Source organism: Nocardioides sp. F233, assembly GCF_057813895.1.
Genome location: NZ_JBVASH010000005.1, coordinates 337,220 through 357,557 on the forward strand (window position 1 = coordinate 337,220; position 20,338 = coordinate 357,557).

20 protein-coding genes and 1 tRNA gene are annotated in these 20,338 nt (G+C 70.8%); 9 read left to right on the plus strand and 12 right to left on the minus strand.

The features are described 5' to 3' along the window. The first annotated feature begins 98 nt into the window (after positions 1 to 98). A complete protein-coding gene (locus ACZYRU_RS20680) occupies positions 99 to 542 on the plus strand; it encodes a hypothetical protein (RefSeq protein ID WP_488958977.1) in 444 nt (147 codons plus the stop codon). Between the two features lie 80 nt (positions 543 to 622). Here ACZYRU_RS20680 and ACZYRU_RS20685 read toward each other — a convergent pair whose 3' ends face one another. Beyond that, the gene (locus ACZYRU_RS20685) at positions 623 to 1,705 is read right to left on the minus strand and encodes a 2-oxoacid:ferredoxin oxidoreductase subunit beta (RefSeq protein ID WP_488959012.1); all 1,083 of its coding nucleotides are present in this window, start codon (positions 1,703 to 1,705) and stop codon (positions 623 to 625) included. Positions 1,706 to 1,722: 17 nt separating this feature from the next. Beyond that, positions 1,723 to 3,678 carry a 2-oxoacid:acceptor oxidoreductase subunit alpha gene (locus tag ACZYRU_RS20690; protein ID WP_488958978.1) on the minus strand — a complete coding sequence of 652 codons (1,956 nt, stop codon included), beginning with the start codon at positions 3,676 to 3,678 and terminating at the stop codon, positions 1,723 to 1,725. Between the two features lie 364 nt (positions 3,679 to 4,042). On the opposite strand from ACZYRU_RS20690, the gene ACZYRU_RS20695 reads away from it, so the two are divergent. The 5 genes from ACZYRU_RS20695 to ACZYRU_RS20715 are packed head-to-tail and all read left to right on the plus strand — an operon-like array spanning position 4,043 to position 8,217. Continuing rightward, positions 4,043 to 5,077, plus strand: coding sequence for an extracellular solute-binding protein (locus ACZYRU_RS20695; RefSeq protein ID WP_488958979.1), 1,035 nt, complete (start codon positions 4,043 to 4,045; stop codon positions 5,075 to 5,077). Continuing rightward, positions 5,074 to 5,922, plus strand: a complete 849-nt coding sequence (gene cysT, locus ACZYRU_RS20700; RefSeq protein ID WP_488958980.1) for a sulfate ABC transporter permease subunit CysT — start codon at positions 5,074 to 5,076, stop codon at positions 5,920 to 5,922. The genes ACZYRU_RS20695 and cysT overlap by 4 nt, the downstream gene beginning before the upstream one ends. Beyond that, on the plus strand, positions 5,915 to 6,763 hold the full coding sequence (locus ACZYRU_RS20705) for a sulfate ABC transporter permease (RefSeq protein WP_488958981.1): 849 nt from the start codon (positions 5,915 to 5,917) through the stop codon (positions 6,761 to 6,763). The genes cysT and ACZYRU_RS20705 overlap by 8 nt, the downstream gene beginning before the upstream one ends. After that, positions 6,760 to 7,758, plus strand: a complete 999-nt coding sequence (locus tag ACZYRU_RS20710) for a sulfate/molybdate ABC transporter ATP-binding protein (protein ID WP_488958982.1) — start codon at positions 6,760 to 6,762, stop codon at positions 7,756 to 7,758. Before ACZYRU_RS20705 ends, ACZYRU_RS20710 begins: the two co-directional genes overlap by 4 nt. 9 nt (positions 7,759 to 7,767) lie before the next feature. Next, positions 7,768 to 8,217 (plus strand): hypothetical protein, encoded by a 450-nt coding sequence (locus tag ACZYRU_RS20715; RefSeq protein ID WP_488958983.1) that lies wholly within the window; start codon positions 7,768 to 7,770, stop codon positions 8,215 to 8,217. Here the strand turns inward: ACZYRU_RS20715 and ACZYRU_RS20720 are convergent. After that, positions 8,174 to 8,656 (minus strand): SRPBCC domain-containing protein, encoded by a 483-nt coding sequence (locus ACZYRU_RS20720; RefSeq protein WP_488958984.1) that lies wholly within the window; start codon positions 8,654 to 8,656, stop codon positions 8,174 to 8,176. The two genes, ACZYRU_RS20715 and ACZYRU_RS20720, sit on opposite strands and share 44 nt — an antisense overlap. Positions 8,657 to 8,690: 34 nt before the next feature. On the opposite strand from ACZYRU_RS20720, the gene lhgO reads away from it, so the two are divergent. Beyond that, positions 8,691 to 9,890 carry an L-2-hydroxyglutarate oxidase gene (lhgO, locus tag ACZYRU_RS20725; RefSeq protein ID WP_488958985.1) on the plus strand — a complete coding sequence of 400 codons (1,200 nt, stop codon included), beginning with the start codon at positions 8,691 to 8,693 and terminating at the stop codon, positions 9,888 to 9,890. On the opposite strand, the gene ACZYRU_RS20730 is transcribed toward lhgO, so the two are convergent. Both ACZYRU_RS20730 and ACZYRU_RS20735 read right to left on the minus strand, forming a co-directional pair. Beyond that, a complete protein-coding gene (locus ACZYRU_RS20730) occupies positions 9,869 to 10,639 on the minus strand; it encodes a lytic transglycosylase domain-containing protein (protein WP_488958986.1) in 771 nt (256 codons plus the stop codon). The genes lhgO and ACZYRU_RS20730 overlap by 22 nt on opposite strands. A gap of 10 nt (positions 10,640 to 10,649) precedes the next feature. Further along, positions 10,650 to 11,141 carry a YajQ family cyclic di-GMP-binding protein gene (locus tag ACZYRU_RS20735; RefSeq protein WP_488958987.1) on the minus strand — a complete coding sequence of 164 codons (492 nt, stop codon included), beginning with the start codon at positions 11,139 to 11,141 and terminating at the stop codon, positions 10,650 to 10,652. A 92-nt stretch (positions 11,142 to 11,233) separates the two neighbouring features. On the opposite strand from ACZYRU_RS20735, the gene ACZYRU_RS20740 reads away from it, so the two are divergent. Together ACZYRU_RS20740 and ACZYRU_RS20745 are read left to right on the plus strand one after the other, a co-directional pair. Beyond that, positions 11,234 to 11,315 (plus strand) — tRNA-Tyr (locus ACZYRU_RS20740). A gap of 63 nt (positions 11,316 to 11,378) precedes the next feature. Continuing rightward, positions 11,379 to 11,897, plus strand: coding sequence for a nuclear transport factor 2 family protein (locus tag ACZYRU_RS20745; protein WP_488958988.1), 519 nt, complete (start codon positions 11,379 to 11,381; stop codon positions 11,895 to 11,897). Here ACZYRU_RS20745 and ACZYRU_RS20750 read toward each other — a convergent pair. From ACZYRU_RS20750 to ACZYRU_RS20780, 7 genes are all read right to left on the minus strand, one after another. Further along, entirely contained in the window at positions 11,894 to 13,870 is a 1,977-nt protein-coding gene (locus ACZYRU_RS20750; RefSeq protein WP_488958989.1) for a hypothetical protein, read from the minus strand. The genes ACZYRU_RS20745 and ACZYRU_RS20750 overlap by 4 nt on opposite strands. Positions 13,871 to 13,884: 14 nt before the next feature. Beyond that, complete coding sequence (locus tag ACZYRU_RS20755; protein ID WP_488958990.1) at positions 13,885 to 15,264, minus strand: sugar transferase; 1,380 nt, start codon at positions 15,262 to 15,264, stop codon at positions 13,885 to 13,887. Further along, entirely contained in the window at positions 15,261 to 15,764 is a 504-nt protein-coding gene (locus ACZYRU_RS20760) for a glycosyltransferase (RefSeq protein WP_488958991.1), read from the minus strand. The genes ACZYRU_RS20755 and ACZYRU_RS20760 overlap by 4 nt, the downstream gene beginning before the upstream one ends. Continuing rightward, positions 15,761 to 16,210: a UDP-N-acetylglucosamine--LPS N-acetylglucosamine transferase gene (locus tag ACZYRU_RS20765; protein WP_488958992.1), complete on the minus strand. Its 450-nt coding sequence runs from the start codon at positions 16,208 to 16,210 to the stop codon at positions 15,761 to 15,763. The genes ACZYRU_RS20760 and ACZYRU_RS20765 overlap by 4 nt, the downstream gene beginning before the upstream one ends. A gap of 124 nt (positions 16,211 to 16,334) precedes the next feature. Next, the gene (locus ACZYRU_RS20770) at positions 16,335 to 17,786 is read right to left on the minus strand and encodes a hypothetical protein (RefSeq protein WP_488958993.1); all 1,452 of its coding nucleotides are present in this window, start codon (positions 17,784 to 17,786) and stop codon (positions 16,335 to 16,337) included. A 298-nt stretch (positions 17,787 to 18,084) separates the two neighbouring features. Then, positions 18,085 to 18,771 carry a response regulator transcription factor gene (locus ACZYRU_RS20775; RefSeq protein ID WP_488958994.1) on the minus strand — a complete coding sequence of 229 codons (687 nt, stop codon included), beginning with the start codon at positions 18,769 to 18,771 and terminating at the stop codon, positions 18,085 to 18,087. A gap of 5 nt (positions 18,772 to 18,776) precedes the next feature. Then, positions 18,777 to 20,279 carry a sensor histidine kinase gene (locus tag ACZYRU_RS20780; RefSeq protein ID WP_488958995.1) on the minus strand — a complete coding sequence of 501 codons (1,503 nt, stop codon included), beginning with the start codon at positions 20,277 to 20,279 and terminating at the stop codon, positions 18,777 to 18,779. Positions 20,280 to 20,338: the final 59 nt, after the last annotated feature.

Genomic DNA, 20,338 nt, shown 5'->3' on the forward strand with positions numbered 1-20,338 from the left:
GCTGCCGTCTCGCAGGGTTCGAGGTGGTTTCAGGTCGTGCCCAGGTGGGCACGAAGGCCGTGTCCACGAACGAACCCGAGCTCGAGGGGGAGTCCCCGATGCGATTCACTCGCACCATCACCGTCCTGGTGGCGGCCATCACCGCCGCCCTGCTTGGCCTGACGCTGGCACCGACCAGTGCCCAGGCCGCCGATTCCGTCCAGGTCCAGCCTGCCCAGCCTGTCGCCGCGAAGGGCGTCACTCCGCGCACCGTCGGCATCGGCGACTGCGGCCCGCGGGTCGGCGACGACTGCCGCGGCAAGCGCCTGTGGGCCAAGTTCGCGACCAACCCGCTGGCGGCGGGCGTGAAGATCTCGGTCTACGTCAAGCGCAACGGCCACTGGGTCCGGATCGCCAAGGTCAAGACGAAGGCCAGCGGCCTGACCAAGAAGATCTACGTCAAGGCTGAGCGCCGCCGGACCACCCGCTACAAGGTCGTCGCCAAGGGTGACGCCGTGTACGCGAAGGCGACCTACAAGTTCAAGATCAACCCGGTCTTCTGAACCTCGCAGCAGCTGCACCAAAGCGAATGCCCCGCCGAGCTCGGCGGGGCATTCGCTTTGTCCGGGGCGTTGCGTGAGCGTCAGTCGATGGTCCAGGTGTCGCCGGCGTTGATGAGGGCGGTGAGCCGCTCCTCGGGGCTGCCCTGGGCAGCGGCGGCCTGGCTGGCGGTGGCGACCTGGGCACGCGCCTGGTCGTCGTACGTCGGCCGCTCGACCTGGCGGAAGATGCCGATCGGGCTCCGGTTGAGGTAGCCCGCGTCGGTGAGCCGCGAGATCGCGAACGCCGTGGACGGGTCGGGGTCCTGCGCGTCGTGGACGATGATCGCCTCGGCCGCGACGGACGCGGTGTCGGCGACCTCGACGCTGCCGCCGGCGCCGCGGACCAGGGCCTTGTCGCCGAGGCCGGTGGCCTCGTCGCGCACGCCGAACGTGATCGGCTCGCCGTGGGTGAGCGGGATCAGCGCGTGCGCGTTGTCGCGGTCCTTGATCGCGTCGAACGCACCGTCGTTGAAGATCGGGCAGTTCTGGTAGATCTCGACGAGCGAGGTGCCGCGGTGCGCGGCCGCAGCGGCGAGCACCGCCGTGAGGTGCTTGCGGTCGGAGTCGATGGTCCGGGCCACGAAGGATGCCTCGGCGCCGAGCGCCAGCGAGACCGGGTTGAACGGGTGGTCGAGCGAGCCCACCGGGGTGGACTTGGTGACCTTGCCGACCTCCGAGGTGGGGGAGTACTGGCCCTTGGTGAGGCCGTAGATCCGGTTGTTGAACAGCAGGATCGTCATGTTGACGTTGCGGCGCAGCGCGTGGATCAGGTGGTTGCCACCGATCGAGAGCGCGTCGCCGTCGCCGGTGACGACCCACACCGACAGGTCCTCGCGGGCCGTTGCGATGCCGGTCGCGATCGACGGCGCGCGGCCGTGGATCGAGTGCATGCCGTAGGTGTCGAGGTAGTAGGGGAAGCGCGACGAGCAGCCGATGCCGGAGACGAACACGATGTTCTCGCGGCGCAGCCCCAGGTCGGGCAGGAAGGACTGCACGGCCTTGAGCACGGCGTAGTCGCCGCAGCCGGGGCACCAGCGGACCTCCTGGTCGCTGGAGAAGTCCTTGGCCGTCTGGGTCTCGCCCTCGGCGAGGGTGGGGACCAGGGCGGTGCCCAGTGCGGGCATGGGGAGATCGATGGTGCTCATCGGACCGGAGCCTCCTCGTGGTCGGCAGGAAGGTTGAGGCCGTGCTCGCCGAGGTCGACCTCGCGACCCTCGGCGTCGCCGACCAGGACGCCGATGGCCTCGGCCAGCTCGGCGGCCTTGAGCGGCAGGCCGTAGACGTGGTTGTAGCCCTGGGCGTCGACGAGGTACTCGGCGCGCAGCATCTTCGAGAGCTGGCCGAGGTTCATCTCGGGGACGAGGACCTTGTCGTAGCCCTCGAGGATCTCGCCGAGGTCCTTCGGGAACGGGTTGAGGTGGCGCAGGTGGACCTGCGCGACGTTGTAGCCGGCGCGACGGACCCGGCGGCAGGCGGCGCCGATCGGGCCGTACGTCGAGCCCCAGCCGATCACCAGGACCTTCGCCTCGCCCGACGGGTCGTCGACCTCGAGCGGCGGCAGGGAGTCGGCGATGCGCTGGATCTTCTCCTGGCGGATCCGGACCATCTTGTCGTGGTTGGCCGGGTCGTAGGAGATGTTGCCGTGGCCCTCGCCCTTCTCGAGGCCGCCGATGCGGTGCTCGAGACCGGCGGTGCCGGGCACGGCCCACGGGCGGGCCAGGGTCTCCTGGTCGCGGAGGTAGGGCCAGTAGTCCTTCGTGCCGTCGCCCTTGTCGTGGTTGGGCTCGGTCGCGAAGTTCGCATCGATCTTCGGCAGCTCGTCGATCGACGGGATCGCCCACGGCTCGGAGCCGTTGGCGAGGTAGCCGTCGGAGAGCAGGAAGACCGGGGTGCGGTAGGTGATCGCGATCCGGGCGGCCTCGACCGCGGCGGCGAAGCAGTCACCGGGCGACTGCGGCGCGACGATCGGGACCGGCGCCTCACCGTTGCGGCCGTACATCGCCTGCAGCAGGTCGGCCTGCTCGGTCTTGGTCGGCAGACCGGTCGAGGGGCCACCGCGCTGGACGTTGACGACGACGAGCGGGAGCTCGGTCATCACCGCGAGGCCGATCGCCTCGGACTTGAGCGCGATGCCCGGGCCCGAGGTGGTGGTGATCGCGAGCTGGCCCGCGAAGGCGGCACCGATCGCGGCACCGATGCCGGCGATCTCGTCCTCGGCCTGCAGCGTGGTCACGCCGAACGCCTTGTGCTTCGACAGCTCGTGGAGGATGTCGGAGGCCGGGGTGATCGGGTACGAGCCCAGGAACACCGGCAGCTCGGAGCGCACGCCCGCGGCGACCAGGCCGTACGACAGGGCCAGGTTGCCGGTGATGTTGCGGTAGGTGCCGGCGTGCATGCGGGCCGGCTTGATCTCGTACTGGACGACGAAGGTCTCGGTGGTCTCGCCGTAGTTCCAGCCGGCCTTGAAGGCGGCGATGTTGGCGCCGAGGATGTCGGCGACCTTGGCGAACTTCTTCTCCAGGAAGGAGATCGTCGGCTCGGTCGGTCGGCCGTACATCCACGACAGCAGACCCAGTGCGAACATGTTCTTCGCGCGGGCGGCGTCCTTGCGGGACAGGCCGAACTCCTTGACCGCCTCGACGGTGATGCCGGTCAGGTCGACGGGCTGGACCTGGAAGCCGGCCAGGATGTCGTCGACCTCGCCCAGCTTGTCGAGCGGGTTGGAGGTGTAGCCGGCCTTGTCGAGGTTGCGCTTGGAGAAGTCGTGGGTGTCGACGATGATCGTCGCCCCACGCGGCAGGTCACCCAGGTTGGCCTTCAGCGCGGCCGGGTTCATCGCCACCAGGACGTCGGGCCGGTCGCCCGCGGTGAGGATGTCGTGGTCCGCGAAGTGGATCTGGAACGACGAGACGCCGGGGATGGTGCCCTGGGGCGCCCGGATCTCGGCGGGGAAGTTGGGCAGCGTCACCAGGTCGTTGCCGAAGACGGCCGACTCCTGGGTGAACCGGTCACCGGTCAGCTGCATGCCGTCGCCGGAGTCACCGGCGAACCGGATGATGACCCGGTCCAGCTGCTTGACCTGCTTGGTCTGGCTCACAACTGCTCCACTTCTCTCGACATCGACGGCGGCCGTGGGGAAGCGGCGACGGCGTCAGGTGGGTCGAGTCTAGAAGCAAACTAGAACACGTTCCACCTTTCGGTGAATGTCTTTCGTCGTCCCCTGCAGCCGGCGTACGACGCGGCTCTCGAAAACTCTTCACCACGATAGACCGCCACGCTCGCGCACTCGGACCCGTGCCGCCTGATGGGCCGCCCAGGGGTCCGCTGGGGCGTGTGACCTCCGTCATGTCGTCGATTTGTCTAGAACTGAGTCGCTTAACTCGCTAATGTGTATTATTCCGATCTAGTTTGAAGGAACCGGCTCCCGAGAGGCCGGCCTGAGCAAGCAAGGAATGGGTGCGATGAAGCGAGTTCTCAAGGCTGCGGCCCTGGCGATGACCGGCGCTCTGGCGCTGACCGCCTGCGCCAGCGCCGACGGTGGCAGTGGCGACGACAAGGGCTCGACGGTCAACATCGTCGGGTTCGCCGTTCCGGAGGCCGGCAACAAGGCCGCCGCGGCGGAGTTCAACAAGACCGACGCCGGCAAGGACGTCACGTTCTCCGGCTCCTACGGCCCGTCCGGTGACCAGAGCCGCAAGGTCGCGGACACCAAGGGCAAGGACGTCGACTACGTCGTCTTCTCGCTCGAGCCCGACATGACCCGTCTGGTCGACGCCGGTCTCGTGGCCGACGACTGGAACGCCGGCCCCAACAAGGGCATCGTCTCCAAGTCGGTCGCCGTGATCGCCACCCAGAAGGGCAACCCGCTCGGCATCAAGAACTGGGACGACCTGACCCGCGACGGCGTCAAGATCGTCACCCCCGACCCGGCCAGCTCCGGCTCGGCGAAGTGGAACATCCTCGCGCTCTACACCTACGCCAAGCAGAACGGCGCCACCGAGGAGCAGGCGGACGCCTTCCTGAAGAAGGTCTTCCAGAACGTCACCACCTGGGCCGCCAGCGGCCGTGAGGCGACCGAGGCCTTCAAGAAGGGTGTCGGCAACGTGCTGCTCACCTACGAGAACGAGGCCATCCTGGCCCGGCAGAACGGTGAGGACCTGGACTACATCGTTCCGCCGCACACCTTCCTCATCGAGAACCCGGGTGCCGTGCTGAAGAAGTCCGACCCGGCCGCGAAGGACTGGCTGGACTTCGTCCTCAGCGACGCCGGCCAGACCGCGTTCGTGGAGAAGGGCTTCCGCCCCGTCGGTGACCTGGACATCTCCGGCATCGAGGTCGAGGGCGCCAACGACCCGGCCAACCCCTTCCCGACCCCGACCTCGCTGAGCACCGCGGCCGACCTCGGCGGCTGGAGCGCCATCAACGCGGAGTGGTTCGGCAAGGACGGCGAGAAGCTCCGCTTCGACAAGCTGTACGCCGAAGCGACCAAGCAGTGACGGACACACTTGTTGCACCCCCTGGGCCGGCTCGCACGACGAGCCGGCCCAGCGGGCTGTTCCGCCTCACCCCCGCATCGCGGGTGGGGCTGGGTGTGGCGCTGGTCTGGTTCAGCGTCCTCGTGCTGCTGCCGCTCGCGGCGGTCGTGGGGGCCGCTGCCGCCGGCGGTTGGGGGGCGTTCTGGAACACGCTGACCGACGCGCAGACCTTTGCCGCGCTGCGCCTCACGGTCGTCGAGGCCGCGGGCGTCACCGTCGTCAACGCCGTCATCGGCACCGTCGTCGCCTGGGTGCTGGTCCGCGACCAGTTCTTCGGCAAGCGGATCCTCGACGTCGTCATCGACATCCCGTTCGCGCTGCCGACGATCGTCGCCGGCCTGGTCCTGCTCAGCCTGTGGGGGCCGGAGAGCCCGGTGGGCGTGAACGTCGTGAACACCCGCCAGGGCATCTTCCTGGCGCTGCTCTTCGTCACGCTGCCCTTCGTCGTGCGCACGGTCCAGCCGGTGCTGCTCGAGCTCGACGCCGACGTCGAGGAAGCAGCGGCGTCGCTGGGCGCCTCGCGGCTCACGACGTTCCGCCGGGTGATCCTCCCGAGCCTGGTGCCGGCGATCGCAGCCGGGTCCTCGCTGGGGTTCGCGCGGGCGATCAGCGAGTTCGGCTCGCTGGTCCTCATCTCGGGCAACACGCCCTACGAGACCGAGGTCGCGTCGCTGAAGATCCTGAAGTTCCTCGAGGGCGACAACCAGGCCGGGGCGGCGGCGGTCGCCGTGCTCCTGCTGATCGTCGCGGTGCTGACGATCGTCGTGCTCGACGTCCTCTCCAGGAGGGTGGCGCGCCGTGGCTGACACCCGACAGATCCGGGCACGTCGCGGTCCGGTGGCGTACCTCCTGCGGACACTGGTGATCGTCTACCTGGCCGTGCTGGTCATCTGGCCGCTCTACGAGGTCGGCAAGCAGACCTTCGCCCCGAGCAAGGCCGGCGCGGCGGGCGGCTTCTCCGCCTTCCTCGACCGGCTCAGCGACCCCTCGGTGACCTACGCCTTCAACCTGACCGGGACCGTCGCGTTCTGGGCCGTCCTGATCAACACCCTGTTCGGGGTGGGCATCTCGCTGCTCATCGTGCGCTACCAGTTCCCGGGCCGGCGCATCCTCTCGGTGCTCGTCGACCTGCCGATGTCCGTCTCGCCGGTCGTCGTCGGTCTGGCCCTGGTGCTGGCCTACAGCACCGGCAAGGGCTGGTTCGGCGAGGCGCTGGCGTCGGTCGGCTTCTACGTCATCGGCACCACGCCCGGCCTGATCATGGCGACCGCCTTCGTCAGCCTGCCGCTGGTGATCCGCGAGATCGTGCCCGTGCTCGAGGAGATCGGCACCGACGCCGAGATGGCGGCCAGCAGCCTCGGGGCGAACGGCTGGCAGACCTTCCGGCGGATCACGCTGCCCAGCATCAAGTGGGCGGTCGTGTACGGCGTCGTGCTCAGCATGGCCCGCTCGCTCGGCGAGTTCGGCGCGGTGAAGATCGTCAGTCCCGGAGCCGAGTTCCGCGGCGAGACCACCACCCTTCTCATCCAGAACCGTTACAGCAACTACGAGGAGCCCACGGCGTACGCCGCCGCGTTCGTGCTCGTGCTGGCCTCCGTGCTGGCCCTCGTGGTCGTCTCCCTGATCCGCAAGGAGGATCACGCATGAGCATCGAAGTGAAGGGTGTCGGCAAGCGCTACGGCGACTTCGTCGCGCTCGACGACATCAACGTCTCCCTGCCGACCGGCCAGCTGACCGCCCTGCTCGGGCCCAGCGGCGGCGGCAAGTCAACGCTGCTGCGCATCATCGCCGGCCTCGAGACCGCCGACTCCGGCGCCGTCGAGATCGAGGGCGTCGACGCCACGAAGCTGCCGCCGCAGAAGCGCAACGTCGGCTTCGTGTTCCAGCACTACGCCGTCTTCAAGCACATGACGGTCGCGAAGAACGTCGCCTTCGGTCTCGAGATCCGCAAGCGGCCCAAGGCCGAGGTGAAGGCGAAGGTCGCCGAGCTGCTCGAGCTCGTGCACCTCTCGCAGTTCGCGCACCGGCTGCCCTCGCAGCTCTCCGGCGGCCAGCGGCAGCGCCTCGCGCTCGCCCGTGCCCTCGCGGTGGAGCCCTCGGTGCTGCTGCTCGACGAGCCGTTCGGTGCGCTCGACGCGAAGGTCCGCAAGGAGCTGCGCGACTGGCTGCGCCGGCTGCACGACGAGGTGCACGTGACGACCGTGTTCGTGACCCACGACCAGGAGGAGGCCCTCGAGGTCGCCGACGAGATCGTGGTCATCAACGAGGGCCGGATCGAGCAGATCGGCAGCCCCGACCAGCTCTACGACGAGCCGGCCAACGACTTCGTGATGGGCTTCCTCGGCGCGGTGACCCGGCTCGGGCCGCTGGTGCTGCGGCCCCACGACATCGAGGTCGCGGTCCAGCCCGGCGTACCCGGTGCGTCGGCGGGTGTCGTCCAGCGCGCGCTGCGCGTCGGCTTCGAGGTGCGTCTCACCGTCGACGTCGAGGGGCAGGAGGAGCCGGTGCTGGTCGTGCTCTCCCGCACCCACGCACGAGCGCTCGACCTGGAGCTCGGCAGCAAGGTCTGGCTGAGCCCCACGACCGGCGCGACGACGGTCCCGGTGCTCGGGGTGCCGCGGGAGGCTGTGACGTCCGCCTAGTCTGGGGCGGTGAGCTATCTGCGGGCGACGCGGGTCCTGTGCTGGCTGCTCGGGATCGCGGTACTGGTGTCGGTCGTCCACTACGTCGACAACTACGTCAACTACGACGACTACCCGGTGCCCCCGGCTGACGCCACGCTGCCGACCGTGACCAGGGGACTGGTCGCGGTCGGCTGGTTCGTGTTCACCGCGCTCGGGGCGGTGGGGCTGCTGCTGTGGTTCCGCCGCCACATCACCACGGCGGCGATCTTCCTCACCGGCTACTCGGTCTCCGGGCTGATCGGCATCGCCCACTACACGGTTCCCGGCGCCACCGACATGGTCTGGTGGCGCCAGGCGCACGTGGTCGCTGACATCGTGTGCGGCGCGGCCGTCTTCGGGTTCGCGCTGTGGGCGGCGAAGAACTCCGACGACCTCATCCCGCCCGGCGCGAGGCCTCCTGCTCCGCCTGCTTCTTGAGTCCCTCGGCGTGGCGGCGGAAGCCGTCGGCGACCCGGCCCGGTCCGGCGAGGCGGACGAGCGGGCCGCTGAACTCCTCGACGGTGGCGTACGTCGTCGGGCCACCCGGATGCTGCGTGAGCCGCTGGTGGCGCACCCCCCTGACCAGCCCGAGCCGCGAGGGCAGGCCCTCGTAGACGTAGGACATCAGCGCGGTCGTCGTCCCGCTGGCGGGGTCGGTGGTCGGGCCGTCGAGCGCGGTGATCCGCTCGGGGGAGCGGGTCCGCCTGCCGTTGGCCCACACGACGTGGAGCACGATCGGGTTGCCGACGGCGGCGGGCTGCGCGGTCTCGGCGCGCTCGACGAAGGGGTTCCACTCGGCGTACCGCTCGGTGTCGGTCATCACGGCCCACACGAGGTCCAGCGGGGCGTCGATGTCGATCTGCGCGGAGGGGTTCACGAGGTCATCATGGCGGACCCGCGATCATGGTCGCGTGAGCGCGGGAACGATCGGCATCGTCGGCGGCGGGATCGTCGGCCTGGCCGTGGGCCGGGAGCTGGTCCGCCGGCGCCCGGGCGTGAGGATCGTCGTCCTCGAAAAGGAGGACCGGCTCGCCGCCCACCAGACCGGCCACAACTCGGGCGTCGTGCACGCCGGGATCTACTACCGGCCGGGCAGCCTCAAGGCCGAGCTGTGCACGCGCGGGCGCGCGCTGATGCGCGAGTACTGCGCCGAGCACGCGATCGCGTACGACGAGTGCGGCAAGCTCGTCGTCGCGGTCGATCCGGCCGAGCTCCCGCGGTTCGAGGCGCTGGCCCGCACGGCGCAGGAGAACGGTGTGCCCGGGCTGCGACGGCTCGACGGCGCGGCACTCCGGGAGGTGGAGCCGCACGCTGCCGGACTGGCCGCGCTGCACTCCCCGCGGACCGCGATCACCGACTACGTCGCTGTCGCGGAGGCACTGGCCCGCGAGATCGTCGCCGCCGGGGGAGAGGTGCATCTCGGCGCGGAGGTCGTGGGCGTCGAACGGGCCGTGGGCGGCCTCGACGTCCGTACGACGTCCGGCCGGCACCGCGTCGACCGGCTGGTGGTCTGTGGTGGGCTGCAGTCCGACCGGCTCGGCCGGCTCGTGGGCGGGCCGGCGACGCCGCGGATCGTGCCCTTCCGGGGCGAGTACATGAAGGTCGCCCCGACCAAGGAGGGCCTGGTGCGGGGCATGGTCTACCCGGTGCCCGACCCGGCGTACCCGTTCCTCGGGGTGCACTTCACCCGCCGCGTCGGCGGCGGCCTGGAGGTCGGGCCGAACGCCTTCCTCGCCTTCAGCCGCGACCACTACGGCCGGGTCTCGCTCTCACCGCGCGACCTCGCCGACACCCTGGCGTACGGCGGGTTCTGGCGGTTCGCGCGCCGGCACTGGCGCACCGGCGTCGGCGAGCTGCGCGGGGTGCTGTCGCGCACGGCGTACATGCGCGGCGCACAGCGCTACGTCCCCGCCATCGGCCCCGACGACGTCTCCCGCGCCGGGCTCGGGCTGCGGGCCCAGGCGGTCGAGGCGGACGGCTCACTGGTCGACGACTTCGTCATCCAGCACGGCTCCGGCGTCACCGTGGTCCGCAACGCGCCCTCGCCGGCCGCGACGTCCAGCCTGGCGATCGCCGAGCACGTGGTCGATCAGCTGGACCGCGAGGCGTAGACGTTCGCCAGGTTCGCGATGTCGGCGACATAGGCGTCGGAGTGGTTGAAGCTGAAGACCGCGCGCCGCCAGGTGTCGGGGGCGGCGAGGTCGCCGGCGTGGCACAGGTAGCGGGCCGCGGCGAGCGCAGCGTCGTCGATCTGGTTGGGGTCGCTGATCCCGTCGCCGTTGCCGTCGGCGCCCCAGGTCTCCCAGGTGGACGGGATGAACTGGAGCGGTCCGACCGCGCGGTCCCAGGTGGTGTCGCCGTCGAGCACACCGTCGTCGGTGTCGTGGACCGCACCGAACGCGCCTCCGTCGAGCACCGGCCCGAGGATCTGCGGGCGCGGGACGCCGTCCTCGCCGAGCACCGAGCCGTGCACGCTGCCGTGGGTGGACTCGATGCCGCCGATCGCGGCCAGGCTGTTCCACGCCACGCGGCACCCGGGCTGCTCGGCCGCCACCCGCAGGTGCGCCCGGGCGTACGCCGCCAGGGCCCGCGGCGCGATCCCCGTCTGCCCCGCCACCCGGGCCAGCCAGGCGTCGTCGGGGCGGTACGGGTCGGGCGCCGTCGCGGGGAGGGCAGGTGCGGCCGGCGCGACGGGCGCCGGGGCGCCGGTGAGCGCGGGCGCCTGCGCGGCCGGGTCCGGGAACGGCGTACGACGGGAACCGGCGTCGTACGCGAACGCCACGCCGACACCGATCACCAGCGCGACCGTGACGACAGCGAGGCCGATCGCGCCGGCCAGGTAGCGGTCGGGACGGGGCATCAGGGGTGCGTCAGCGGTAGTTGGTGAACTGGACCGCGAAGTCGTAGTCCTGCGCCTTGACCAGCGCCTGCACGGCCTGGAGGTCGTCGCGCTTCTTGGAGGAGATCCGCAGCTCGTCGCCCTGGATCTGCGCCTTGACGCCCTTGGGGCCCTCGTCGCGGATCAGCTTGGAGACCTTCTTGGCGTCCTCGGAGCTGATCCCCTCCTTGAGGGTGATCCCGATCTTGGACACCTGGCCGGACGGGCGCGGCTCGGAGGCGTCGAGGATCTTGAGCGACTGGTTGCGCTTGATCAGCTTGTCCTGGAAGACGCTGAGCACGGCGTTGGCACGGTCGTCGGCGGACGCGCTGATCTCGATCGCGTGCTCGCCCTTCCACTCGATGGTGGCGCCAGTGCCCTTGAAGTCGAAGCGGGTCGAGATCTCGCGCGCCGTCTGCCCGAGCGCGTTGTCGACCTCCTGGCGGTCGATCTTGGAGACGATGTCGAACGAGGAGTCGGCCATGGGTGTCACCTGCTGATTCGGAGGGGTCAGTCCTGCTGCGCTATTGTTCCGCGTAGCGGTCCGGTCGCCAAAAGCGGTCCGGATTGCACCGAGGCAGGTTGCCCGAGCGGCCAATGGGAGCGGACTGTAAATCCGTCGGCTTTGCCTTCGAAGGTTCGAATCCTTCACCTGCCACGGCATGAACCGCCCCTGGCCCGCGGAGACGCGGACCAGGGGCGGTTTGCTTTACTCGCCGTCATGACCGACGCCGACCGCCGCGAGATCCACGACACCGTGCTGCGCTACTGCCGAGCGGTCGACCGGCTCGACTACGACGGCATCCGGGCGGTGTACGCCGAGGACGGCGTCGACCACCACACCGGGTTCAGCGGGCCGGCGGACGACTACGTGGCGTGGCTGCGCGAGGTGCTGCCCCGGCTCGACGGGACGATGCACATCATCGGCAACCACCTGGCGGAGGTGGCCGGCGACGAGGCCGTGGCGGAGACCTACGGCACCGCCGTGCACTGGGGGACGCCCTCGAGCGAGGCGCGGCTGAACTTCACCACGGGCTTCCGGTACGTCGACCACGTCGTCCGTACGCCGGCCGGCTGGCGGATCCGGGAGCGGTTCGCCGTGCGGGAGTGGACTCGCAGCGATGCGGGGCGGCTGCTCGCACCGGAGGGCGCCGGTCCCCGGGGCCGCCGCGACGGGAGCGATCCGCTCGTCGTCCTGCGGCAGGCCGTGCTCGGGGACCGGGCCCGGGTCCAGTCCTAGGGCCCCTGGAAGGGGAACAGCGCCCGCGACGCCCAGCCCGAGCCGGACGGCGCGATCGCGGTGGCGGTGCCGGCGACCGCTCCGGTGGGCGTCCAGTCGGCTCGGGTCAGCGAGCCGTTGGTGCCGGCGAACCAGAGCTTCCCGTCGGCGACGAAGGCGCCCCGCATCCCGCTGTAGCTGACGCCGGTGACCGACGGGAACGAGTACAGCTGCTGGCCGACGACCCCGGACTCGACCTCGAAGCCGCGGCGGAACAGCTGGGACGAGCCGGCCTTGGTGAAGTAGATCCAGCCGCGGTCGTAGAAGAGGCTGGTGAGGAGCGGGACGTCGCCGTTGTGCCAGTCGGACTGGAAGACGAGCTGGTCGGCGGCGTTGATCGTCGTCGGTGCGCCGTACGTCGTGCCGTCGAAGGTACGACGGGTCAAGGTGCCGTTGGCGTAGGCCGTGTAGAGGCTGCCGTTGACCATGAAGGCGCCCACCGTCGTACCCCACCCGGTGCCGTTGGGCGCGTCGGTGGGGACGGTGGCCGTGGTCCCGTCGAAGCCGACGCTGACCAGCTGGGAGCCGCCGCTGGCGACCCGGTAGACGGTGGCGGGCAGGGCGGTGGCCTGGCGGGCCGGGAGGGTCGCGCCCGAGGCGAGCGGCACGAAGGCGACCTTGCGGTGCGTCTCGTTCGCGAACACGTCGGTGTCGGAGCCGACGAACAGGCCCTCGGGCGTGGCGACCATGTCCTTCACGCCGACACCGAGGGTGCGGGTCGGGTTCCAGGAGTACGGCATGCCGTTGGCCACGTCGAGGGCACCGATGCCGGGTCGGGACACGGCGCCCTGCCCGGCGGCGTCACCGCGGGTGGGGTTGTTCTGCCAGCGCATGTGGCCGCCGACGTACACGACGTCGGCCGTGACCTCGGTGTCCCAGGTGGTGTCGCCGCCGGTGTAGGCCACCCAGGTGGGGCGGACGTTCGTGCCTGAGGCAGCGGACTCGTAGCGGGCGACGAGGTCGCACCCGCTCGTGCCGGTGAGGCTGGCGGTGCCGCCGTACGCACCGGTGGTCGAGACGATGAAGAAGCTGCCGTCGGGGGAGAACTCGACGTCGGTCAGGTAGGTCTCGAACGAGGAGCTGCAGGCCGACTGGTACTGCGTCGTGTAGTAGTTCGCGAGCGCCATGCTCGCCCCGGAGATGTCGAGGACGGCGAACTGGTGACGCTGGGCGCCGTTGACGGTGCCGAAGTTGCCGACCAGCACCAGCTTGCCGTTGCCGGGGTCGGTCGCGATCTTCTGCACGTTGGTGATGCCGCCGTTGTGCACGCCGGCGATCACGCCGGTGTAGTAGGGATCGCGGGCGCCGGTGGTGGCGTTGAGCGTGCCGAGCGCGGCGCTCGGCTGGCCCTGCAGGTGGGTGAACTTCCCGGCCACCCACAGCCGGTTGCCGATGACCGAGAGGTCGCGCACCTGGCCGTTGATGGTGCCCGGCTGGAAGGCCGCGATCCGGTTGCCCGTGGCCACGTCGGCCTTGTAGAGCCGGCTGACCGCGACACTCGCGCCGCCCGACGTGGCGCTGGTGAAGGAGCCGCCGATGTAGACCGACGTCCCGTCGGCAGCGGGGGCGAGCGTGTAGACACGGTTGTTGGGGTTGGGGACGAAGGTGGTGGACACCTGTCCCGTGAACGCGTTGAAGGCGAACAGGTTCACCCGCGGGATGTCGGTCGAGCTGCCTGCGTTGCGGACCCGGGTGAACGTGCCGCCGACGATGACCATGTCGCCGACCCGGGTCATCGCGTAGACGGCGCCGTCCATCACGTGGGGCGTGAACGCCACCGGGTTGTCGTCCACGATCCGTCCGGTCTGCGGCGCCGAGTTGCCGGTGTCGGCGGCGTGGGCCGGGGGCGAGAGCGTCGCCGCCAGGAAGGTCGCGACGACGATCCCCACGAGGAGCAGCAGACCGGTGGTCCTGCGCGCGTTCACGGTTCCCATGCGAGTGGTTCCTTTCAGTAGGCGCCGCGGCCGCTGAGGACGGCGCCGGCAGTGCGGAGCAGGATCCGGGCGTCGAGCAGCAGTGACCAGTTGTCGACGTACTGCTGGTCGAGCCGGACCGTGTCGTCCCAGGACAGGTCGGAACGGCCGGAGACCTGCCACAGGCCGGTGATCCCGGGGCGGACGACCAGCCGGTGCCGGACGTCGGGCAGGTACGCCGCCACCTCCGACGGCAGGGCCGGGCGCGGTCCGACGAGCGACATCTGGCCGAGGGCGACGTTGATCAGCTGCGGGAGCTCGTCGAGCGACGTACGGCGCAGCCACCGTCCCACGCGGGTGATCCGTGGGTCCTGGTGGATCTTGAACAGCGGGCCGCTGGCCTCGTTGAGCGCGACCAGGTCGGGTCCGTCGGTGCCGGCGTCGCGGCTCATGGTGCGGAGCTTCCACATCGTGAACGGCGCGTCGTCCAGGCCGACCCGGGTCTGCCGGAAGAAGGCCGGGCCCGGCGAGTCGAGCCGGATCGCGAGCGCGAGCAGCAGCAGGACGGGCGACAGCACGAGGAGGGCGAGCGCGGCGACGGCGCGGTCGAGGAGGTGCTTGACCAGGTGGGACGGGCCGAACCGGCGCGGTGCGCCGAGGTGGAGCAGCGGCAGCTGCTCGGCCAGGTCGAGCCGGGTCCGCCCGACGGGCGACGTCAGCAGGCCGGTCCAGACGAAGATCGCGACGCCGGCTTCCTCGAGCTGCCAGCACAGGCGCTGGAGATCGGGCGCGGGGATGGTCGCGTCGGGGGCGAGGATCACCGCGTCGGCGTCGCCTTCGCGGGCTGCATCGACGCAGGAGGAGATCGCGCCCGCACCCACCACCTCGAAACGGTGGGACGGAGAGCTCTCGAGGCGCTCGAGCAGGCTGGGCAGTGCGTCCGTGGTGCCGGCGACCACCACCCGGTGGCTCACCCCGCTGAGGCGGACCCCACTGCGTGCGACGACGGTCATGACGCCACGGGCGACCCCGCTGAGGCCGGCGCTCGCCAGGCACACCGCGGAGACGGTGCTGGCCGACAGGGGGTAGCCGACCAGGTCGGCCACCAGCAGGGCACCCGTCGGCAGCACCAGGGCGGCCACCAACAGCCGTCGGCAGCGGGCGCCGAGGTGACCGGGCAGCTGGTAGTCCCCGGTGGCACACACCGCGACCACCCACATCGGCACGAACAGGAACGCCGGCGCCAGCCGGGAGATCGCGTCGGGCACCAGGCTCGCGACGAGGACGACGAGCAGGGCGGCCACCGCGTCCGAGACCGCGAGCATGCGGCCGGCGTGGTGGAGCGGGGCCGCGGCCCGGGACTCCCCGTGCTCGGCCGTCATCACCGCCGTCGTGCGGGCACCGAGGACCGTCATCGGTGCACGAGGTCCTCGACGAGCGCCTCGAACCGGGCGAGCGTGGGGGAGACCCGATGCTCCGTGGGGACGTGGTGGCCGGTCAGCACGGCGAGTGAGAGCCGGGTCGCGAGCTCGTCCTCGTCGTACGCCGTCACGACGAGGCCGGTCCGGGAGACGAACCGCGCGAACCGCTGTTGGTGGTCGTCGACGTGCTCGCCCTGGTAGGGGTCACGGGGGACGACGATCGGAAGGTGGCCGTGCTCGCGGGCATCCATGATCGAGCCGGGGCCGCCGTGTGTCACGACGGCGGCGGCGCGGTCGAGCAGGTCGGCCAGCGCGGCCGGTCCGAGCAGGGGAGTCCCGGTGAGGCCGTCGGGGAGTGGGGTGGCGCCGTGCTGCACGTGGAAGGCGAACAGGCCCTGCTCGGACAGGCTGACGACCCAGCGCAGCAACCGGTCGAACCGGTGGTGGTCGGTGCCCAGGAAGACCGCGACGAGCGGTGGTTGCGCCGGCGTCACCACAGCTCACCGACCAGCACCGAGGAGCGGTAGAGGTGCTGCTGCTCGGGCCACTGCACGAGGAACAGGTCGGTGGCCGGCCGGCAGAGCTTGCCCGTCAGGGTGCGGGTCTCGACCCGGTCGTAGACCTCGAGGTAGATCGACGAGGTCTGCCGGCGGTGACGCAGCCAGAAGTAGGGGACGGCAACGGCGGCGCCGGTGGAGACCACGATGTCCGGGGCGAACTCGTCGAGCACGTGGTGGGCCTGGACGGAGTTGCGCGCGAGGTTGACCAGGTTGCGGGTCGTCGGGTGGTGCGCCCAGGTCACGCTCTCGCCCTCGAGCTTGGCGACGGCGTCCGCGGTGTCGAAGGTGACCCAGTGCCGGTCGTGCTTCTCCCACCAGGGGCGCAGGCACATCAATTGGGCGAGATGACCTCCCGAGGAGGAGACGAGAAGTACCCGCATGACGCACTCCCGGAGCTTTGGTGGCTGACGGTGATCCCCTGACCCTAGGTAGGCGTCGAAGGGCTGACATGCCCCAAATACGGCATGTCTGAGCCGTTCAGCCGAGGGCTGACGAGGGCGGGGCTCAGGCGGCGTAGTCGTCGGCGAGGACGATGGCCTGCTGTGCGTGCAGGTGGAACTCCGCCTGAGTGATGGCGGTGGTGCCGTCGCCGGTGACGAGTCGGTAGAGGCCGTGGGGTGTGCCCCAGACCCACCTGTCAGGGCCGAGCTGCAGCACGGTGTAGCCACGTACGTGGGTCTTGGCGCGGTGGTGGTGCCTGGTCAGTGGGGTGTCGTTGTGGTCGCCGGTCTGGCCCGGTGGACCGTGCTTGTCGTAGGGCGTGGTGTGGTCGTGGTCGGGCGCCCTGCGCCGCTTGGTGAAGAGGCCGGTGGCGTGGGGGAACACGTCGCCGATGGTGCGGAGCTCGGTGCGGCGCTTGACGTCGGTGGGGTGCTCGTAGCCGTTGACCGACCTGCCGGTGTGGAGGTCGATCACCGGGGTGACCGTGATGTTGGCGTGGCGGCGGAGGAGGTCGCGGACCTGGTCGAGGAGGCGGGGGCCGAGGTTCTCGACGCGGGCGAGCGGGCCGAGGGTGCCGTCGGCGTCCATGGAAAGGTGGATGATCAGGTCCGCGGTCGGGTTGCGGGGGTCTCGTGACGCTCGCTGCGCGAGCTCCTCGACCTCCGGGGTTGGCTGCGCGAGCTCCTCGGCCTCCGGGTCGTCGGACATCGAGGCGAGGAAGGCGAGGACGGCGGCGGGGTCGGCGAGCATCGCGAAGGCTTCGGCTCGCCAGTGGTCCATCCCGAGCGGCTCCTCGCCGTCGGGAACGTCGGCGTGCTCGGCGAGGGCGGTGGCGAGGTCCTCGACCATCCGAGCATGCTCGGCGGCGTCGGCCTCGTCGATCCGCGCGAACACGACCCCGATCCCAGCGGTGTTGTCGGTGTCGTCGACCTGCGAGCCGGGGCGGGGTTGGGGGTACCAGACACCCTTGCCCTTGCGGTTGTCCTGGATCCGCTCGGCGTGGGCGACCGAGTCGGCCTCGATGACCTTGGCCTCCGCGATCGCGAGAATCCGCGAGGGTGCTTCGTCCAGCGCGGCAGCAACAGCATCGTCGACGATCCGGACCTGGTGGCGGTCGAGCTTGCGCGACATCCGGGCGACCTTCCGCACCACCCAGACCTCGCAGCGTCCGTCCTTCACGCCGGCCCACACGGCAGGGAGCCGGTGGCGCAGGTCGAACGCATCAGCCAGAGCGCTGCGGGTCGACATGACCGACTCGTGGCGGGCTATCGCGATCTCGACCAGCGCGAGGTCGACCACCTCAGGTGTGCCGTCGCCGCCGAGGCTGATCAGCTTCGGACCACCGAACCTCACCGGAACCGCGTCGGGCTCGGCCTGCGGGTCACCTGAGTGCAGGTCGGCCCAGGCGAGCAGCAGCTCGAGCTGTCGCACCTCGGCCGTACGACGGTCGCGGACGCCGCCCTCGGAAGCGTGGAGCAGTTGCTCCGGCGTGGCTTCCGAGAGGTCCGAGATCATGATCCGATTCTATCGCACACATGTTCGAACGACCAGTGTTGACGGAGGACTTTCGCCTTGTTTCTAGCGGGTTTTCGAGGTTGTTGCGGTGGTCTCGTGACGGTCGCTGCGCGACCTCCTCGACCTCCGGGGAGGCAGGCCGACCGCGGAACCCAGCCCCCACGTACCCTCCTCGTCGCTGCGCCTTTCAAGAGACTGTGCCGGCTACGCGACCGCAGCCCACCGACATCCAGCGGGAGGACCGCCGGGTTCGAGGCTCGTCGCCGGCGCTCCTCGCACCTCAACCACCGGCGGGGGCTCAGCCCTGGGGCGGGTGCCAGCCGACCTTGTACGCCGCACCGACGGCGGCGAGCTGGGAGCTCATCTCCAGCTTGGCCAGGATCGACTTCACCTGGGTGCGCACGGTGGCCTCGGAGACCACGCTGGTGCGGGCGATCTCGCGCACCGGTGCGCCGCGCATCAGGGAGCCGAGCACCTCCATCTCGCGCCGGGTGAGCCGGTCGAGCCGGGTGCGGATGTCGCGGACCTCGTCGCGGTCGTGCAGGGCCAGCTCGATCAGCGAGCCACGCTCCTGGGCGTTCATGAGCGGGAGGCCGTCACGCGCCCGGCGGACGGTGGCGACCACCTCGTGCAGGGGACAGGTCTTGACGAGCACGGCCTTGGCGCCGCGGCGCAGGCACTCGCCGCGGCGGGCGCTCTCGCCGCTGCCGGTGACCACGACCACGGCGATGCCTGCGGCGGCGAGCGGCGTGATCAGCCGCATGCCGTCGCCGACGCGGCCCAGGTCGAGGTCGAGCAGGATCACCCGGGGCGCACTGCGCAGGGCGGTCGCGAGCACGGTGGCCAGGGTCGTGTGCTCGTCGGTCAGGTCGATCCGGCGTACGGCGTAGCCCTCGGCCTCGAGGGTCAGCGAGACCGACTCGGCGAACAGGGCGTGGTCGTCGATGATGGTGATCCGCATCGGGCGGGGGCGTCCGGTCGACATCGGCGTCAGCTCGCGGCTACGGCCGTCGTGACCGACGGCTCCGGGGACACGGACGAGGGGATGAGCAGTGCCGTCGCGGGATCGACGTCGACGCCCGCGTTGCGCAGCGTGACCACGAAGGTCGCGCCGCCACCGGGACCGGAGGCCATCGGGTCGTGGTGCAGCGAGCCGCCCAGCTCGAGCATCAGCCGGTGGGCCCGCTGGAGGCCGATGCCCTGGCCGGTCGAGCCGGACCCGCGGGCTCCCCACTGGAAGAGCCGGTCCTCGAGGCCGGGCTCGAGGCCGGGGCCGCGGTCGGACACCCGGATCTCGACGCAGTCCCCGCTCACCTGCGACACGACGGTGGTGGCGTGCCCGTGGGCATGCCGGTGGGCATTGGTGAGCAGCACGTTGAGGACCTCCGCGAGGGCGTCGTGACGGGCGAGGACGTGGTGCCCGTCGGGGTGCCAGTGCACGCGGTGACCGAGTGCTTCCTGGGCGATGACGAGTGGCTCGACCACGTCGTCGACCGCGAGCTCGGCGAGCTGGTCGGGACCGTCGTCGGTGCAGGTGCGACCGAGGCGCGCTGCCTCGACGTCGACCATGTGCTTGAGCGCCAGCCGCCGCGGTCCCGGCGGGACCTGGTCACTGGCGAGCAGGTGGACGCCCGCGACGATGCCTGCGGTGGCGGCGCGCATCTCGTGGACCACCTCGCGGTCGTGCTGGACGGTTGCCTCCGCCTCGGCGGCCCGCAGGACCAGGCTCGCCTCGCGGGAGCTGTGCTCACGCAGCGATGAGACCAGCATCCCGATCGCGGTGGTGGCCACCAACGCGCTGCACAGCACCACCCCGACCATCACGACCGGCGGCGGCGAGGTCGCCTCGGTGACCGTCGCCCAGACCCGGGCCGCGAAGATCACGAAGATGCCGCACGCGATCCGCCGGGCCGCCCAGCCGGGCAGCGGCGAGCGCAGAAGTCGCAGGGTCACGAGGACCGTGACGCCGGCGATAGCCGCGAGCACCAGCACGTCCTGCCACTGGTCGATCGACAGGAACGGCGACGGGTCGGTGAGGATCAGGCCGAGCCTGGTCGCCAGCACGCCGAGCCCCAGCAGCAGCCCGCCGAGCATCGGGTTGAGCCGTGGCGGGTGCTGGTCGCGGGTGCCGACGGAGAAGACGCCGTACAGCACCACGACGGTCACCAGGTGCCCTGCGGTGAGCCGGTAGCTGTGCCCGCCGTGCGCGGCGTCGCCGAGAGACATCATCACGAGCGGCAGGTCCTGAACGGCGACCAGGGTCGCCGCGGTCGCCATCCGGGCCTTGGCCTGGCTCTGCCCGATGCTCACGTCGAAGGTCAGGACGAGCGCACTCGCGAGCAGGGCCAGGTCGGCCAGCACCATGCACAGGTGCCCGGCGGCGGCCACGGATCGGGCGGACGGGTCCTCGAGGAGCAGGACGCCGTACGGGTTGAGCATCAGACACGCGAGGAGCAGGGCCCACCACAGGGGCGCGCGGTCAGCAGCTCTCATCGAGGAGAGTGACGGCCGTCCAGCCACCGCCCGAGAAAGCGCTCGGTGAGAGCGCCGGG